At 71.0% G+C, this 16,379-nt stretch carries 15 protein-coding genes and 3 pseudogenes; 7 read left to right on the top strand and 11 right to left on the bottom strand.

Translation table 11 applies throughout. The features are described 5' to 3' along the window. Window positions 1–62: 62 nt before the first annotated feature. Complete coding sequence (locus Pflav_RS44220) at window positions 63–416, bottom strand: sterol carrier family protein (RefSeq protein WP_377307641.1); 354 nt, start codon at window positions 414–416, stop codon at window positions 63–65. Between the two features lie 161 nt (window positions 417–577). Between Pflav_RS44220 and Pflav_RS47670 the strand changes: the two genes are divergently transcribed. Continuing rightward, window positions 578–2,980, top strand: coding sequence for a carboxypeptidase regulatory-like domain-containing protein (locus tag Pflav_RS47670; RefSeq protein WP_173040827.1), 2,403 nt, complete (start codon window positions 578–580; stop codon window positions 2,978–2,980). Window positions 2,981–3,094: 114 nt separating this feature from the next. Here the strand turns inward: Pflav_RS47670 and Pflav_RS33900 are convergent, their stop codons facing one another. The 6 genes and pseudogenes from Pflav_RS33900 to Pflav_RS44210 form a co-directional block, all read right to left on the bottom strand. After that, window positions 3,095–3,850 carry a 2-phosphosulfolactate phosphatase gene (locus Pflav_RS33900; protein WP_173040826.1) on the bottom strand — a complete coding sequence of 252 codons (756 nt, stop codon included), beginning with the start codon at window positions 3,848–3,850 and terminating at the stop codon, window positions 3,095–3,097. Further along, window positions 3,843–6,186, bottom strand: a pseudogene (gene purL, locus Pflav_RS33895) (phosphoribosylformylglycinamidine synthase subunit PurL). Before purL ends, Pflav_RS33900 begins: the two are co-directional and overlap by 8 nt. After that, complete coding sequence (purQ, locus tag Pflav_RS33890; RefSeq protein ID WP_173040825.1) at window positions 6,183–6,881, bottom strand: phosphoribosylformylglycinamidine synthase subunit PurQ; 699 nt, start codon at window positions 6,879–6,881, stop codon at window positions 6,183–6,185. Before purQ ends, purL begins: the two are co-directional and overlap by 4 nt. Next, window positions 6,878–7,159, bottom strand: a complete 282-nt coding sequence (purS, locus tag Pflav_RS33885) for a phosphoribosylformylglycinamidine synthase subunit PurS (RefSeq protein ID WP_173040824.1) — start codon at window positions 7,157–7,159, stop codon at window positions 6,878–6,880. Before purS ends, purQ begins: the two co-directional genes overlap by 4 nt. Before the next feature lie 136 nt (window positions 7,160–7,295). Continuing rightward, window positions 7,296–7,589 (bottom strand): TMEM165/GDT1 family protein, encoded by a 294-nt coding sequence (locus Pflav_RS44215; RefSeq protein WP_197938802.1) that lies wholly within the window; start codon window positions 7,587–7,589, stop codon window positions 7,296–7,298. After that, complete coding sequence (locus Pflav_RS44210; RefSeq protein WP_197938801.1) at window positions 7,586–7,903, bottom strand: TMEM165/GDT1 family protein; 318 nt, start codon at window positions 7,901–7,903, stop codon at window positions 7,586–7,588. Before Pflav_RS44210 ends, Pflav_RS44215 begins: the two co-directional genes overlap by 4 nt. 281 nt (window positions 7,904–8,184) lie before the next feature. Between Pflav_RS44210 and Pflav_RS33875 the strand changes: the two genes are divergently transcribed. Further along, window positions 8,185–8,862, top strand: coding sequence for a S1 family peptidase (locus tag Pflav_RS33875; RefSeq protein ID WP_173040823.1), 678 nt, complete (start codon window positions 8,185–8,187; stop codon window positions 8,860–8,862). Window positions 8,863–8,949: 87 nt separating this feature from the next. Next, window positions 8,950–9,297, top strand: a pseudogene (locus Pflav_RS33870) (heavy metal-binding domain-containing protein); the annotation flags it as partial. A gap of 160 nt (window positions 9,298–9,457) precedes the next feature. Here the strand turns inward: Pflav_RS33870 and purB are convergent. Both purB and Pflav_RS33860 read right to left on the bottom strand, forming a co-directional pair. Next, on the bottom strand, window positions 9,458–10,876 hold the full coding sequence (purB, locus tag Pflav_RS33865) for an adenylosuccinate lyase (protein ID WP_173040822.1): 1,419 nt from the start codon (window positions 10,874–10,876) through the stop codon (window positions 9,458–9,460). A 10-nt stretch (window positions 10,877–10,886) separates the two neighbouring features. Beyond that, window positions 10,887–11,243: a hemerythrin domain-containing protein gene (locus Pflav_RS33860; protein ID WP_173040821.1), complete on the bottom strand. Its 357-nt coding sequence runs from the start codon at window positions 11,241–11,243 to the stop codon at window positions 10,887–10,889. Between the two features lie 100 nt (window positions 11,244–11,343). On the opposite strand from Pflav_RS33860, the gene Pflav_RS33855 reads away from it, so the two are divergent. After that, on the top strand, window positions 11,344–11,775 hold the full coding sequence (locus Pflav_RS33855) for a MarR family winged helix-turn-helix transcriptional regulator (protein WP_232072215.1): 432 nt from the start codon (window positions 11,344–11,346) through the stop codon (window positions 11,773–11,775). Here the strand turns inward: Pflav_RS33855 and Pflav_RS33850 are convergent. After that, complete coding sequence (locus Pflav_RS33850; protein WP_173040820.1) at window positions 11,762–13,036, bottom strand: acetyl-CoA C-acetyltransferase; 1,275 nt, start codon at window positions 13,034–13,036, stop codon at window positions 11,762–11,764. The genes Pflav_RS33855 and Pflav_RS33850 overlap by 14 nt on opposite strands. A gap of 47 nt (window positions 13,037–13,083) precedes the next feature. Here Pflav_RS33850 and Pflav_RS33845 point away from each other — a divergent pair, with 47 nt between their 5' ends. Next, the gene (locus Pflav_RS33845) at window positions 13,084–14,409 is read left to right on the top strand and encodes a 3-oxoacyl-ACP reductase (protein ID WP_173040819.1); all 1,326 of its coding nucleotides are present in this window, start codon (window positions 13,084–13,086) and stop codon (window positions 14,407–14,409) included. Then, a pseudogene (locus Pflav_RS49140) lies at window positions 14,410–15,220 on the top strand (MaoC family dehydratase). Here Pflav_RS49140 and Pflav_RS33835 read toward each other — a convergent pair. Continuing rightward, complete coding sequence (locus Pflav_RS33835; protein ID WP_232072210.1) at window positions 15,221–15,799, bottom strand: TetR/AcrR family transcriptional regulator; 579 nt, start codon at window positions 15,797–15,799, stop codon at window positions 15,221–15,223. It lies immediately after the preceding pseudogene. A 127-nt stretch (window positions 15,800–15,926) separates the two neighbouring features. Here Pflav_RS33835 and Pflav_RS33830 point away from each other — a divergent pair, with 127 nt between their 5' ends. After that, window positions 15,927–16,379: an SCP2 sterol-binding domain-containing protein gene (locus tag Pflav_RS33830; protein ID WP_173040817.1), complete on the top strand. Its 453-nt coding sequence runs from the start codon at window positions 15,927–15,929 to the stop codon at window positions 16,377–16,379.

The raw sequence follows: 16,379 nt of genomic DNA, 5'->3' as shown, positions 1-16,379 counted from the left end.
CGATAACAGAGAGCCACCTTTCGGCTTCCTCTCGTTACCGAGATCGTAAAATGGCTACGGTGTTACATAGGTATGTAGTCGGATATGTCGGCCCGGCTGCCGCTCGCGCTGATGCGTCCCTGCGTAACCGCCTCGTCCCACCCGATCCGACCGGTGGCCAATCGGACCCAGGTGACCGGGTCCATCTCCACGACATTCGGCGGCGTACCCCGGGTGTGTCGCGGCCCTTCGCCGACCTGTACCGCACCGTATGGTGGAATTCGCACTTCCACCGACCGTCCAGGCGCGCGGCGTGCGAGGGCGGAGAGGAGCTCCCGGACCGCGTCACGCAGCATCGACCTGTCGGGCGTTCGCCCAGCGTCTAGCTCCGCGAGGACTGCCGCCACGGCGACGGACTTATTGTGCGCAGGGGACACGTCGGGACGATACGACCCTGAGTTTCTCCACAACGTCCGGCCCCTGGGTCGCGCGGGTACCCCCAAACAAGGCATAGTTGCCGACGGTGTACTTGTCACGAGGCTGGTTGCTGCGCTGTGGCGGCCGCGAGCGGGATGACGGATACGGAAGGGCGGTGGACGTGACTACGCACCGACAAGCCTGGATGCTTCGCGCCGGTGTGGTCGGGGCGCTGGTTGTCGGCGTAGCCGTCGCCTTCCCCGCGCCCGCATCGGCGCAGGATCCTGATGTCCAGATCACCAACCTGTCCGCCGGGACGATCCAGGCTGGACAGCAGGCTCAGCTCCAGTTCACCGTCAAGAACAACAACAACGACGCGACGACCTTCGCGATCAGTGTCGAGACGTTCGACGGTCTGACGTGCCAGGGCGACTGCAACGTCCCCGCCCGCCAGATCAACGCCGACGAGACCATCACGTTCACCGCACAGCTGGTGGGTGGCAACGTCCCCGCCGGCCAGCAGCGGCAGGGCAACGTCCGGGTCAACGCCGCGGCCGGCGGTGACAATGACTCCGACCAGCGACAGGTCACGGTCCGCGGCCAAGAGCAGCAGCAGCCACCGCCGCAGCAGACGGTCAGGCAGGTGTCCGGCAAGGTCAAGGACACGGCCACCGGCGACGCCGTCGAGGGCGCGCTCGTCGCGCTGCTCGACGCGCAGGGGCACAACTGCACGACCAACACGAGCAGCAGCGGCAACTACCGGTTCACGAGCTGCCAGGGCCAGCCAATCGCGGCCGGCGAGCTCCTCATCGGCGTCTCTCACGAGGACTACGAGGAGCCCGACACCAAGAAGGTCAACGGAAACGCTGGGCAGTCGGTGACCGTCGGCACGTTCGCCCTCAAGTCGACGAAGGCCGCGGCGACCCCGTCGGCGCAGGCGTCCGTTCCGCCGAGCGAAGAGGCGGCGGGTGAGCCGAGCGAGGAGCCAGCCGCGGATGCGTCCGACCTGGCCGCGCAGAATGCGTCGAGCGAGTCTGACAGCGGCGGCATGGGCTCCTGGCTCCTCATCATCGTCGGTGGCCTGCTCGTCGCCCTCGGTGTCGGAGCGATCGTGCTCCTCGTCGTGCGGCGTAAGCAGGACGGCGGCGAGCCCGGCGTGGATGACGACGAGCCGCTGCGGTCCGGTGGCCGCACGCCGGTGCCCGGCGCCGCGGGTGTCTACCACCCCGCCAACGACGCCACCCGCATAGCCGGCCCGGGTGCCGGCCCGGCGCCGACGATGGTGGGCCGCCCCTCGATCGCCGACGCGCCCACGATGATGCACAGCCCGGTGCCGCCGGTCGATGAGTTCCCCGATCCGTATGGCGCGCCGCTGCCGCCGCAGAGCCCGAGCTACAACGGCCAGGGTGCCGCCGGCGGCGGCTACGGCCCCGGCGGTGCGGGCGCCACGAGTGTGTATGGCGCTGCGTCCGGCCCGAGCAACGGCTACGGCGGCCCGGCGGGTGGTCCTAACGGCGCCGGCGCCTACGGTCGCGGCCCAGCCGGTGGCGCCGGTGAGTACGGACGCCCGAGCGGCGACGGCTACGGCGGCCCGAGCGGCCCCACGAGCGGCAGCGGCTACGGTCCGACCAGCGGCAGCGGCTACGGCGGCCCCACCAGCGGCAGTGGCTATGGCGGCCCGAGCGGCCCGACCAGCGGTAGCGGCTACGGCGGTCCCAGTGGCCCGACGAGCGGCGGCGGCTACGGCGGGCCCAACGGTGCCCCTGCGGGCGGCGATTACGGCCGTCCGGCCAGCGGCGGCGACTACGGTCCCTCGGCCGGCCAGGGCGGCGGCTACGACCGCGGCGGCGCCAACGGCTACGGCGGCCCGGCCGCTCCGAGCGGCTACGGCAGCCCAGCGGCGCCCGCCGGCCAGTACGGGGGTGCCGGTGGCGGGCGCGGCGGCGACGACGGCTACGGCGGCGGCCGCGACTACCGTGAGCCCTCGGGCGGCGGCTACGGCGGCAGCCAGGGTGGTGGCGGCGGCTACGGCGGCCAGGGTGGTGGCGGCGGCCAGGGTGGCGACCGGTATGACGAGCCCACCGGCCGCTGGGACGGCAACAGTGGCGGCCAGGCGTCGGGCGGCGGCTACGGCCAGTCCCAGCCCTCGTCGTACGAGTCCGGCCCCTACGGCGGTGGTGGCGGTGGCGGTGGCTACCGCGGCGAGCCCGAGCCTGACCGCGGCGGTGGCTACGGTTCCGGCGGCGGCTACGACCAGAGCGGCTACGGCCCCTCGGACGGCGGCTACGGCCGGCCGGCCGGTGGCGCCGGTGGCGGCGGCGGTGGCTACGACCAAGGTGGCGGCTACGGCGGCGGCCAGGGTGGTGGCGGCTACGGCGGCAACCAGCAGTCCGGCTACGACCAGCGCGGTGGCTACGACCAGGTGCCGCAGCAGCGGGGCGCTGGCCACGACCCGCGCGGCGGTGGCTACGACGAGCAGGGCGGCTACTACGACGACCAGGCTGGGCCGCGTTCCGGCCGGGGCGGTCCGCAGCAGCCGGCCGGCCGTGGTGAGCGTCGCTCGCTCGACTGGCTCGACGACTGACCGACCAGACAGCGTTAGAAAGTGGCCGCGCCCGAAAGGGACGCGGCCACTTCGCTATCTAGCCCAGCTCCACGGCTCCGCCGCGAGCGACCAACCGGCCGGCGTCAAACGGCGTCAGGTGGCGGCGAAGACGCCCTTGTCGAGCACCGGTACCACGTCCGAGACGCCCGCCTCGACAGCGATCTCGACGTCTTCGGCGAACCCCGACTCGGCCAACTCCCGCCCGGACGCGCAGCCCCGGATCGCCGCCGGCACGTCCGGCACGCCGGTCAGCGCGGATAGCGCCACCGCCGCCTCCACCGAAAGGCCGCCCGGCGCGTCGGCCAGGCCGTCGAGTACCGCAGCCCCGCCGAGCAGGTCTTCCACGCTTGGGCGGAGTGTGCCGTCCGGCCACCGTTCGCCGGCCGCCACCACACCGACCGGGGCGCGCGAGGTCCCGTACCCCCGGGAGAGAAGCCAGCGCGCGACGGCGGGTGCGTTGCGGACGCAGCCGGCCAGCACCGGAAGGCCGGTCGCGCTCGCGGCGGCGGAGATGGCCGAGCCGTTCGGCGAAGGCAGCACAAGGTCGGGCACGACCGGCGCGGACCGCAGCGTGGCCGGCGACAGCGACCAGGGGCGTTCCTCGCTCACCGCCCGCCGGCCGACCGCAGCGACGGCGCCGATGCGGCGGGCGAAGTCGTCGGCCTGCGCGCCCCATGGAAAGGGGTGCACCCGCATGCCGCGCCCGACCGCGACGTCGACCGACGTGGTGAACGAGAGCACGTCCACCACGACCAGTACCGCGCAGACGCGGCCCAGCTCAGATGCACCGGCGAGGCCCCAGTCGAAACGGACTCCCGCGCCAGGCTGCGCGAAGACCGGCTCAGGCACCGAAGAGGCGCGGCAGCGTCGCGGTGTGCGCCTCCCGCAGCTCGTCGAGCCCGATCGTGAACTGGTTGCGGACCTCGAGCTGACCGCCGTTTTCGTCGGTCACGCCCAGCGGGGTCCACGGCACGCCGCTCTCCGTGCAGAGCGCGGTGAACGCCTTCTCGTGGCCGCGCGGCACCGACACCATCGCCCGGCCACCCGACTCGCTGAAGAGGAAGACGAACGGCATCGAGCCGGTCGCGAACTCCTCGGGCAGCGCGATCCGGGCGCCGACGCCCCGCCGCAGGCAGGCCTCCACCAGCACCTGCGCGAGACCGCCGTCGGAGAGGTCGTGCGCCGCGCTGAGGTGGCCGACCCGCGCGGCCTCGGCGAGCAGCTCGGCGAGCGCCCGCTCGCGGGCCAGGTCGACCCGCGGGGTACGCCGCCGAGGTGCTCGTGCTCGACCCAGGCCCACTCGGAGCCGGACAGCTCCAGCCGGGTCTCGCCGAGCAGGAAGATGATGTCGCCCTCGGGGTTGGCCGGCTTGGGGAAGCCCATCGGCACCCGCTGCGCGACGTCGTCGATCACACCGAGCACGCCCACGACCGGGGTCGGGTGGATCGCCGCAGCGCCGGTCTGGTTGTAGAAGCTCACATTGCCGCCGGTCACCGGGATGCCAAGCTCGACGCAACCGTCGGCGAGCCCCCGCACGGCCTCGGCGAACTGCCACATGACGGCCGGGTCCTCGGGCGAGCCGAAGTTGAGGCAGTTTGTGACCGCGAGCGGCTTTGCGCCAGTGACGGCGACGTTGCGGTACGCCTCGGCGAGTGCCAGCTTCGCCCCGGCGTACGGGTCGAGCCGCGCATACCGCCCGTTTCCGTCGACGGAAAGCGCCACACCGAGACCGGTGCGCTCGTCGATGCGGATCACACCGGCGTCTTCGGGCTGGGCGAGCACGGTGTTGCCGAGCACGAACCGGTCGTACTGCTCGGTCACCCAGGTCTTGTCGCAGAGGTTCGGCGAGGCGATCATCCGCAGCACGGTCTCCCGCAGCGCGTCCGGTGTGGACGGTCGGGGCAGCGTCTCGGCGCGGTCGGCCTGGATCAGGATCAGGTCGGCGGGCTCACGCATCGGCCGCGCATACACCGGGCCGTCGTCGGCGAGCGAACCCGGCGGCACGTCGACGACCGTGTGTCCCCGCCAGGTGATCGTGAGGCGGCCGGGCAACCCCTCGGGGCCGGGCGGGGTGACCTCGCCGATCGCGGTGGCCAGCACGCCCCACCGCGCGGCGGTCTTGAGCACGGCTTCGAGCTGGTCGGGCGTGACGATCAGGAGCATGCGCTCCTGCGACTCGCTGGCAAGGATCTCGTGCGGCGCCATCGACGGCTCGCGCAGCGGCACCAGGTCGAGCTCGACCTTCATGCCGGTGCCGGCCGCCGCGGCGGTCTCGGTCAGCGCGCAGGTCAGGCCGGCGCCACCGAGGTCCTGGATGCCGACGACCCGCCGGTCGTCGTAGAGCTCCAGGCACGCCTCGATCAGGAGCTTTTCCATGAACGGGTCGCCGACCTGCACGGACGGGCGGCGCTGCTCGCTCTCGTCGTCGAACGTCGCGCTGGCCAGCACCGAGACGCCACCGATGCCGTCACGCCCGGTCTTGGCGCCCATCAGCACCACGATGTTGCCCGGGCCGGTAGCGGCCTTGTTTTGCAGGCGGTCGACCGGCAGCACGCCGAGGCAGAGCGCGTTGACCAGCGGGTTGCCCTGGTAGCAGGGGTCGAAGACGACCTCGCCGCCGATGTTGGGCAGGCCGAGGCTGTTTCCATACCCCCGATGCCACTGACCACGCCGGGCAGCACGCGGGCGGTGTCTTCGTGGTCGGCGGCGCCGAAGCGCAGCGGGTCCATGACGGCGACCGGCCGGGCACCCATCGCGAGGATGTCGCGGACGATGCCGCCGACGCCGGTGGCGGCACCCTGGTACGGCTCGACGTAGCTCGGGTGGTTGTGCGACTCGACCTTGAACGTCACCGCGATGTCGTCGCTGACCTGGATGACGCCCGCGTTTTCGCCGATGCCGGCGAGCAGCTTGTCGCTGGGCGGCACCTTCTCACCGAACTGGCGCAGGTGCACCTTGCTCGACTTGTAGGAGCAGTGCTCGCTCCACATGATCGAGTACATCGCCAGCTCGGACTGGGTCGGCCGGCGGCCGAGCACCTCACGGATCCGCTCGTACTCGTCGTCGCGCAGGCCCAGCTCGGCGTACGGCTGGAGCTCCTCGGGCGTGGCGGCGGCGCGCTGGACCGTATCCGGGCCACCGTCGAACTCGTCCACGACGACGGTGACCTCGGGCTGTGTTGTCATGACGCTCCCTGGTCCGCCGGAGCGCCGGCGAGGAACTTCAACATCGACGTGAAGAAGCCGAGGCCGTCGGTGGAAGGCCCGGTCAGGGCGTCCACCGCGTGCTCGGGGTGCGGCATCATGCCGACAACGTTGCCAGCCGCGTTGCTGATCGCGGCGATGTCGCGCTGCGCGCCGTTGGGGTTGCCGCCGACGTAACGCGCGACGATCTGGCCGTTTGCCTCGAGCTCGTCGAGCGTGCGCTCGTCCGCCACATACCGACCCTCACCGTGCTTGATCGGGATGACGACGTCCTGGCTGTCGGTGAACGCGTTGGTCCACACCGGCTGCACCGCCTCGATGCGCAGCCGCTGGTCGCGCGCGCGGAAGTGCATGTGCTGGTTGCGGATGAGCGCCCCGGGCAGGATGTGCGCCTCGCAGAGGATCTGGAAGCCGTTGCAGATGCCGAGCACCGGCAGGCCCTCGCGGGCCGCCGCGGCGATCGTCTCCATCACCGGGGCGAACCGGGCGATGGCGCCGCCGCGCAGATAGTCCCCGTACGAGAAGCCGCCGGGCAGGACCACCGCGTCGACGCCGTGCAGGTCGGGGTCGGCGTGCCACAGCCCCACGGCATCGCCGCCGGCGACCCGCACGGCGCGAGCCGCGTCACCGTCGTCGAGCGACCCCGGAAACGTGACGACACCCACCCGCGTGCTCATGCCGGTGCCTCCGCCGGCTGCGACTCCCGCGAGTCGCTGCCGGTCGTGTCGACACGCACCGTGAAGTCTTCGATCACGGGGTTGGCCAGCAGCTTGTCGGCGATCTCCCGGGCCCGGTCGAGGTCGGGCTCACCGGCGAACTCGATCTCGATGCGCCGGCCGATCCGCACAGAGGTGACATCGTTGACGCCGAGCCGGGGCAGCGCACTGGCGACCGCTTGACCCTGCGGATCGAGGATCTCCGGCTTGAGCATGACGTCGACAACGACGCGAGCCACTGGACACTCCTGACTGTGTACGCAGAATTTGCCGCTATCGGCCGATGGGCCGGATGTGTGTGCCGCCTCGCGAATGGAAGCGAGCGCTGACCAGCGTACCTGGTAGAGCGTCGTAACCACGCACCGGCCGCCCTGCTCAACCGGTCACAGCACCGATGACGGTGATCACGCAGAGCACGGCACAGACACCGGCCGCGACGTACCGCACGAGTGACAGCCGGACGCGTCGCAGCAGCCAGCGCCCCAGGAGTACAGCCAGCCCAGAGACCACGGCCAGTGCCGCCCACGAGCCGAAGAAGACCGGGATCGCCGGCTTGCCGCTCGCCACCAGGCCGGCCGTGAGCAGTTGGGACAGGTCGCCCCACTCGGCCGTGAAGAGCACCACGAAGCTCGCGCCGGCCGCCCGCAGGCCACTCCGCGACGGGGTCACCTTCTCCGCGTACTCCTCCTCTTGTTCCTTCTCCTCTGTGTCGGCGCGCCGCGCGCCGCGGAGCAGGATCGCCGCGCCGACCCGAAGAGCGCGGCGGCGACCAGCGCGACCGGCCGCTGGGGCAGCTGGGAGAGCAGTGTTCCGGCGCCGACGGCCACGAGGCACTGCACACCGAACGCCGCGATCACGCCGAGCCACACCGGCAGCGCCGGGAAGCGGGTGCTGAGCACGAGGGTGGCGACGAACGTCTTGTCCGGCAGCTCCACCGGCAGGATCAGCACGAACGCGGTGAGCGCGACGAGCAGGTACTCCATCGGGATCCTTCCCGGCCGGGCCGGGAGACGGGGCGCCCCTCGACCCGGCCCACGCGGGCCTGGGTCGAAGGTCTCGCCCACCGCCGTGAGGCGGTCCGCGCGGCCGGGCGCTCGAGGCGCCAGTGTGTCGACCGCGCGATTGGGGGCTACTCCCCTTCGCTGAGCAGCGACTATACCTGTCATGCGGCCATATCTGCGATTGCGATATGACTGCAATGTGATTTGTGGACGATCATCGATGTTTCCTAGCGTGTGGCAAACCCCCTCACGAAGGAGTTGCCATGCGCATCCGCCTCGCCGCCGCGGCCATCGCCGCCACGGTCACCGGCGCCCTCGTGGTACCCGGCGCGGCCGTCGCCGACCCCACGCCCCTGATCATCGGCGGCGGTACCGTGTCGTCCGCCCCGTGGGCCGCCGCTGTGCTCGCCAACGGCTCGTTCACCTGCTCCGGCACGATCATCGCGGCGAACTGGGTGCTCACCGCCCGGCACTGCCTCAACGGCACGATGTCGGTGCGGGTCGGCAGCGTCAACCGCACCTCCGGCGGCGTGACCCGTACCGTGTCCGCCACGTTCGCGCAGAACGACCTGGCACTGATGCGACTCAGCAGCTCGGTGAGCACGTCGTACGTGACGCTGGCCAGCAGCAACCCGCCGATCAGCTCGACCAACTCGATCTACGGCTGGGGCATGACCTGCTACAGCGGCTGCGGCGCGTCGACCCAGCTCAAGACCGCCAACGTGCGCGTGACCAGCAACAGCGCCACCGACGCGTACGGCGGCCAGGCGATCCGCACCACCCGGATCAACGGCAACGCGTGGCGCGGCGACTCCGGTGGGCCGCAGTTCTACAACGGCCAGCAGGTGGGCGTCGCCTCCACCGCGGACGGCGTGAACATCCAGAACTACGGCAGCGTCGCGTACAACCGGGCCTGGATTCGCTCGGTGTCGGGTGTGTGACAGTTACTGCCTCGATCTAGCGCGGCGCGGACGCTTGTCCGCGCCGCGCGGTTTTGCGGTACGCGGGTGCTTCCGCCGATTGCCCTCATGTTCGCGTCCGGAAAGTCCTACTTTCTCGGTGTGCTCGTCGTCACGACGGACAACTTGCCTGGGTACCACGTTCACGCTGTCCTGGGAGAAGTCATCATCTCGATGGCCCGGACCCGCAACGCGTTCGCCGAGGGTGTGAAGTCACTCCGCGGCGGCGCCTACGACCCCAAAGCGCCCGAGCACCTGCTGCGCTGGCGCACCGAGGCCGTTTCCAAGTTGGGAGAGGCCGCCCGCGAGCGCGGGGCAAACGCCGTCATCGGCATGCGGTTCGACCACCGCGACACCGGCACGCTGTGGGTGGAGCTGTGCGCGTACGGCACCGCGGTCGTGGTGACGAAAGTAGTCGCATAGGCAGTGGAGCATGTCACTGCCTTGAGCCACCGGGCGACCGCCGGCCGTATGAGCTGCCGGTGGGCCGCACGGCCCGCGACCTGGTGGGCCGTGTCACGCCGCTGGGTCGGGGAGGTTCTCCCCGACCCAGCGCGCAACGGAACTCGGCGCCGCGCTAGAGGATCGGAGCGGGCGTGTAGCTGGCCGCCCGCGGATGCCGGGCCACCACCTCGGCGATCCGGTCCACCACCGCGCGCACCTGCGCCGCCGCCGCGCCGACGAAGGCCTCCCGGTCGGCCACCAGCGCGTCGATCTCCGCGCGGCTCAGCCCCAGCCGGCTGTCGAGCGCGAGCCGGTCGAAGAGGTCGTTTTCCGCGACGCCCTTCTCCCGCATAGCCAGCGCCACCGCCACCGCGTGCTCCTTGATCGCCTCGTGCGCGGCCTCCCGCCCGACGCCCCGCCGCACCGCCGCCACCAGGATCTTCGTGGTGGCCAGGAACGGCAGGTAGCGGTCCAGCTCGCGGGCAATCACCGCCGGGTATGCGCCGAACTCGTCGAGCACGGTCAGGAACGTCTGGAACAGCCCGTCGGTCGCGAAGAACGAGTCCGGCAGCGCGACCCGGCGCACCACCGAGCAGGAGACGTCACCCTCGTTCCACTGGTCGCCAGCGAGCTCGCCGACCATCGACAGGTAGCCACGGACGATCACCGCGAGCCCGTTGACCCGCTCGCTGGACCGGGTGTTCATCTTGTGCGGCATCGCCGAGGAGCCCACCTGGCCGGGGCGGAACCCTTCGGTGACAAGCTCCTGCCCGACCATGAGCCGGATGGTCGTGGCCAGTGCGGAGGGGCCGGCGACGAGCTGCGCCAGCGCGGCGACCGTGGCGAAGTCGATCGACCGCGGGTACACCTGCCCGACGCTGTCCAGCACCCGGCTGAAGCCGAGGTGCGTGGCCACCCGCCGCTCCAGGTCGGCGAGCCGCTCGGCGTCACCGTCGAAGAGGTCAAGCTGGTCGGCGGCCGTACCGACCGGGCCCTTGATGCCGCGCAACGGGTACCAGTCGATGAGGTCATCCAGCCGCTCGTACGCGATCAGCAGCTCCTCGGCCGCCGACGCGAACCGCTTGCCGAGCGTCGTGGCCTGCGCGGCGACGTTGTGCGAGCGGCCGGTCATCACCAGGTCGGAGTGCTCGACCGCGAGGCGGGCCAGCCGGGCGAGGGTGGCAACCGCCCGGTCGCGGACCAGCTCCAGCGACCGGCGCACCTGAAGCTGCTCGACGTTTTCGGTCAGGTCGCGGGAGGTCATCCCCTTGTGGACGTGCTCGTGACCGGCGAGCGCGCTGAACTCCTCGATGCGCGCCTTCACATCGTGGCGGGTCACCCGCTCGCGGGCGGCGATCGAGGCGAGGTCGACGTTGTCGAGCACCCGCTCATACGCCTCCACGACCCCATCCGGCACCTCGATGCCCAGGTCACGCTGCGCGCGCAGGACGGCCACCCACAGCCGCCGCTCCAGCCGCACTTTTTCCTCGGGCGCCCAGATCGCGGTCAGCTCGGAGGACGCGTAGCGGGCGGCGAGCACATTTGGGATCACCGGCCCATTCTCACAGCTTGTTGAGCGCGGGGACGAGGTGCTCCTCCTCGTAGGCGAAGTGCGCCTCCAGCTCCGCGGCCAGCTCGTCGAGGTCGTCGATCCCCGCCTCGAGCCGGCGGGCGATCATGGCGTGCCCCATGCGGAGCCGCGCCAGCAGCGGCCCAAGCTCGGGCATCTGCCGCTCGAAGTCGGAGAAAGCCCCGTCCTCCCTGGTGTGATGTGCGGTGATCGCTCCGCAAAAGGCCAGGCAGTGCACCCTCAGGTCGGCGGCGGGCAGGTCACCCGCCCGGAGCGCGGCGAGGTCACGCCGCAGCACGTCGTGGATCTGCACAAGCTGGTCACCAAGCCCAAGCGCTCGGTCCGTCATATCCTCACCCCGTCAGGAAGATTTGCTTTGCAAGCAAAGCATCTTTGTCAGCAAAGGTAAGTTACGGAGAAAGCTAGTGTCAACGCCCGACGGTCTGGCTGTGGACGACGCCATCCGCACGCTGCTGCTCTTCATGCCGCGCCTGGTCGGCCGGGTCAAACGGCACCGGGTGCCGGACGCGCTGGCGTCCTTTTCGCTCGCGCCGCGCCACCTGTCGCTGCTCGCGTACCTGCTCTTCGAGGGGCCGCTCGGCGTCAACGAGCTGGCCGCCCGGCTGGAGGTGGCGCCGGCGACGGTGAGCCTGATGGTCGGCGACCTCAGCCGCCAAGGAATCCTGCGGCGGCGGGAGGACGAAACCGACCGGCGGCGAACGATCGTGAGCATCGCCGACGAGCACCACGCGGCGATCAACGAGTGGCTGGGCAAGGGCGCGGTCGCCTGGCGGCAGGCGCTCGCGCCCCTGACCCCGGCGCAGCGCCAGATGTTCGTCGACACGCTGCTGGCGTACGAGGAGGCGCTCAACCCTCCATGATCGCGACGACGCCCTGGCCGCCCGCCGCGCAGATGGAGATGAGGCCGCGGCCGGAGCCCCGCTCCGCGAGCAGCTTGGCGAGCGTGGCCACGATCCGGCCACCCGTCGCGGCGAACGGGTGCCCCGCGGCCAGCGACGAGCCGTTGACGTTCAGCTTGGCCCGGTCGATCGACCCGAGCGGCGCGTCGAGGCCGAGCTTGTCCTTGCAGAACTCGGGCGACTCCCAGGCCGCCAGCGTGGCGAGCACCTGCGACGCGAATGCCTCGTGGATCTCGTAGAAGTCGAAGTCCTGGAGCGTGAGCCCGCGGCGCGCCAGCAGCCGAGGCACCGCGTACGTGGGCGCCATGAGCAGGCCCTCCGCGCCGTGTACGAAGTCGACCGCGGCCGTCTCGGCGTCGACGAACCAGGCCAGCACCGGCAGGTTGTGCGCGGCCGCCCACTCCTCGGAGGCGAGCAGCACGACCGCCGCACCGTCGGTGAGCGGCGAGGAGTTGCCGGCGGTCATGGTCGGCTCCCCGGTGGGAGTCCGGAACGCCGGCTTGAGCGCGGCGAGCTTCTCCAGGGAGGTGTCCGGGCGCAGATTCTGGTCACGGCCCAGGCCGAGGTACGGCGTGAGCAGATCGTCGAAGAACCCACGCTCGTACGCCGCGGCAAGCTTCTGGTGCGACTCCAGTGCCAGCTTGTCCTGCTCCGCGCGGTCGATCCCCCACTGCACAGCGGTAATCGCGGCGTGCTCGCCCATCGACAGCCCGGTACGCGGCTCGGCGTTACGCGGGACCTCTGGGCGGAACGGCTGATGCGGGCGCAGCCGGGTAGCCGCGCGCAGCCGCCCACCGAGCGTACGGGCCGAGTTGATCTGGAGCAGTGCGCGCCGCATGTCCTCGTTGAGCTGGAGCGGTGCGTCCGACGTGGTGTCCACACCGCCGGCGATGCCCACCTCGATCTGGCCCAGCGCGATCTTGTTGGCGACCAGGATGGAGGCCTCCAGGCCGGTGCCGCACGCCTGCTGCACGTCATACGCCGGCGTGTGCGCGTCCAGCCGTGAACCGAGGACCACCTCGCGAGTTAGGTTGAAGTCGCGCGAGTGCTTGAGCACCGCACCGGCCACCACCTCGCCGAGGCGCTGGCCGGCGAGCCCGTAGCGGGCGATCAAGCCGTCCAGCGCGGCGGTCAGCATGTCCTGGTTGGACGCCGTGGCGTACCGGCTGTTCGAACGGGCGAACGGGATCCGGTTGCCACCGATGATCGCGACCCTTCGCACGGTACTTTCCTCTCCCCGAGAACCTTACTCGCCAGTAGGATACTCGTATGGCTGATCGGTATGCGACCTTCGCCAACTCTGGTGCGGGCCGGGCGGTCGTCAAGCGCCTCGGCCTGCCCGCACCACCCCGCCTGCGCCGCTACCGCCCCGGCGCCCCGCTCGTGCCGGGGCCTGTGCTGGTCGACGCCGCCCCGGGCGGCCGCCTGCACGAGCCGGTCCGCGAGATCCTCAAGGCCGCCGGCATTCCGGACGACGGCGCGCGGTACGCCGCCCTGGTCTTCGACGCCTCCGGCATCACCGACTCCACCGGACTGCGCGCGCTGTACGACTTCCTCCATCCGAACGCCCGCTCGCTCACCCCGTGCGGCCGCGTGATCGTGCTCGGTACCCCGCCTGAGGCGTGCGAGTCGCCCCGCCAGGCCACCGCCCAGCGCGCCATCGAAGGGCTGACCCGCAGCATCGGCAAGGAGTTCGGCCGCGGCACGACCTCCCAGCTCGTCTACGTCACCCCGGGTGCCGAGGGCGCGGTCGAGTCCACGGTCCGCTTCCTGCTCTCCGGCCGCTCGGCGTACGTCTCCGGGCAGGTCATCCGCATCGCGCCGGCTAGCGCGATCGACCTGCCGGTCGACTGGGAGCAGCCGCTCGACGGCAAGGTCGCCCTGGTCACGGGCGCGGCCCGCGGGATCGGCGCGGCCATCGCGAGGATCCTGGCCCGCGACGGCGCGCAGGTGATCGGCCTCGACGTGCCCGCCGCCGGCGACGCGCTCGCCGCGGTGGTCAACGAGATCAGGGGTACCGCGGTCCAGCTCGACCTCACCGCCGCCGGTGCACCCGACCGGCTCGCCGACCACATGGGCGGCCGGCACGGCCGGGTCGACATCGTGGTGCACAACGCGGGCATCACCCGCGACAAGACGATCGCCCGGATGGACGCAGACCGCTGGGACTCGGTGCTCGACGTCAACCTCTCCAGTCAGGAGCGGATCAACGAGGTACTCCTGGACCGCGATCTGATCCCCGTCGGCGGTCGCCTGATCGGCGTGGCCTCGATCGCGGGCATCGCCGGCAACCGCGGCCAGACAAACTACGCCACCAGCAAGGCGGGCGTGATCGGCCTCGTGCAGTCGATGGCGCCGGTGCTCGCCGAGCGGGGCATCACCATCAACGCGGTCGCGCCCGGATTTATCGAGACCCGCATGACCGCGAAGGTGCCGGTGATGATCCGCGAGGCCGGACGCCGGATGAACAGCATGGCGCAGGGCGGCCTCCCGGTCGACGTGGCCGAGACGATCGCCTGGTTCGCATCTCCCGCGTCCGGTGGCATCACCGGCAACGTCGTCCGCGTCTGTGGCCAGAGCCTGCTGGGGGCATGAATGTACGCACGCGCCGCGATCGGTCTCGTACCCGGGTTCAACCGGCCCGGCTGGCTCCCCGACACTGTGCTCCAACGGGCGGGCGCGACCGTGGATCGCGCCCACCTCGCCGAGTACAGCCGGGTCTGCGGCTTTCGCCTCGCCGACACGCTGCCCGCGACGTACCCGCACGTGCTCGCGTTTCCGCTGGCCTTCCGCCTGATGTCCCGGCGCGACTTCCCGTTTCCGGTCGTGGGGCTCGTCCATGTGGCAAACCGGATCGAGCTGCGCCGCCGGATCGACGCGGGCGAGCGGCTCGACATGTCGGTACAAGCCGCCGACCTGCGTGAGCACCCGCGCGGTCGCCAACTCGACGTCGTGGCGACCGCCTCGGTGGGAGGCGAGGTGGTGTGGCGGGATGTCTCGACGTACCTGCGCCGCGAGGGCAAAGCCTCGGCCAGCCGGCGGGAGGGCGAGCAGGCAGAGCCACCCCGCCGGCGGCCCGGTGGCGGGTGACCCTCGAGTGGGTACCGAGTACGCCCGCGTCTCCGGCGACCACAACCCGATCCACACGTCCCGTCTCGGTGCCCGCCTCTTCGGCTTCGCCCAGCCGATCGCGCACGGGATGTGGAGCAAGGCCCGCTGCCTGGCCGCGCTGGAGGGGCGCCTGCCCGAGGCGTACACGGTGGACGTCTCGTTCAAGCTGCCGGTGGTCCTACCATCCACAGTGACCTTCGCGGCGGCTCAGGAAGCGGCCGACTCGGAGTGGGTCTTCACGCTGCACAACGCCAAGTCGGGCAAGCCGCACCTGGTCGGGTCGGTGACCGCGTAGTCAGGGCGTCCAGGTCTCCCCGCGCAGGAGCTGTGCGGCGCCCAGCCAGGCGACGTTCATCATCCAGGTCGCGGTCTTCTCCGGGTCGGCCTCGGGGTGGTCGGCCAGCCAGTCGGCGAGCGACTCCGACGCGCCGACCAGCGCGTTCGCCATCACCTGGAGCTCGGTGTCGCGGACCTCGCGGCCCTCGGCGGCGAGGGCCCGGCCGAGCATCATCGCGACCACCTCGACCATGCGCTCGCGCATCTCGGCCGACGCGCTGGCGAACGGCTGCTGCGCCCGTGCCTGCCGATAGAGCACCGCCCAGCCGTCCCGATGCGCGCCGACGAACGTGAAGAACGCTCGGAGGCCGCGCCAGAGCTGCCGGTCCGCCGTGTCCGCGCCGACGACCTCGGCCGCTATCGCCTCCATCAGCCTGGTGCCCTCGCGCTGGAGGCAGGCGACGAAAAGCTCCTCTTTGGTGCCGAGGTACGCGTACACCATCGGCTTGGAAATGCCGGCCTGCTCTGCTATCTCATCCATGCTCGCCGCGTGAAATCCACGCCGGGAGAACACGCGGACGGCAGAGTCGAGCATCATCTGCTCACGTACCGCCCGCGGCAGTCGTTTGAAGGTCGGGGGCCTGAAACCGCGGTCACCCTTGCCAGCATACCTACCCGTGCGTAAGGTTACGCGCGGGTAACTACTCATCCGGAGGCATCGAACGATGACCGACTTCGACCTGTCTGATTTTTCCAGCGTCGATCCCAAGCAGTTCGCACAGATCGTCAAGTCCGCTCCGGACGCCCAGATCAAGGAGGTAATGGCGAGCGACATGCGCCAGAAGATCCTCGACGAGGTGTTCGCGCGCATGCCCTCGCTCTTCCGCCCCGACCGGGCCGGCTCGACCAACGCGGTGATCCACTGGAACATCACCGGTCGCTCGGACGGCGGCACGGACACGTACGAGGTCGTGATCGCGGACGGCGTCTGCACGCTGTCGCCGTCGCCGGACAGCGACCCGAAGCTGAGCCTCACGATGGGGCCGGTCGAGTTCCTCAAGGTGGTCTCCGGCGCTGGTAACCCGGTGATGATGTTCATGACGGGCAAGCTGAAGGCAAAGGGCGACCTGGGCCTTGCCGCCAACATCGCCAACCTGTTCGACATCCCCAAGGCCTGA

Origin of the sequence: Phytohabitans flavus, assembly GCF_011764545.1 — a bacterium.
Taxonomy (GTDB): Bacteria; Actinomycetota; Actinomycetes; order Mycobacteriales; family Micromonosporaceae; genus Phytohabitans; species Phytohabitans flavus.
Note: the sequence above shows the minus strand (reverse complement) of the source record. Positions and strands in the feature narration are given on the sequence as shown.

Excerpts from the sequence above, each read along its gene's own strand:
- Pflav_RS33860 (WP_173040821.1), bottom strand. The coding sequence starts at position 11,243 with ATGACGGACCGAGCGCTTGGGCTTGGTGACCAGCTTGTGCAGATCCAC.
- Pflav_RS33845 (WP_173040819.1), top strand. The coding sequence starts at position 13,084 with ATGGCTGATCGGTATGCGACCTTCGCCAACTCTGGTGCGGGCCGGGCG.
- Pflav_RS33830 (WP_173040817.1), top strand. The coding sequence starts at position 15,927 with ATGACCGACTTCGACCTGTCTGATTTTTCCAGCGTCGATCCCAAGCAG.
- Pflav_RS33875 (WP_173040823.1), top strand. The coding sequence starts at position 8,185 with ATGCGCATCCGCCTCGCCGCCGCGGCCATCGCCGCCACGGTCACCGGC.
- Pflav_RS44210 (WP_197938801.1), bottom strand. The coding sequence starts at position 7,903 with ATGGAGTACCTGCTCGTCGCGCTCACCGCGTTCGTGCTGATCCTGCCG.
- purQ (WP_173040825.1), bottom strand. The coding sequence starts at position 6,881 with ATGAGCACGCGGGTGGGTGTCGTCACGTTTCCGGGGTCGCTCGACGAC.
- Pflav_RS33835 (WP_232072210.1), bottom strand. The coding sequence starts at position 15,799 with ATGATGCTCGACTCTGCCGTCCGCGTGTTCTCCCGGCGTGGATTTCAC.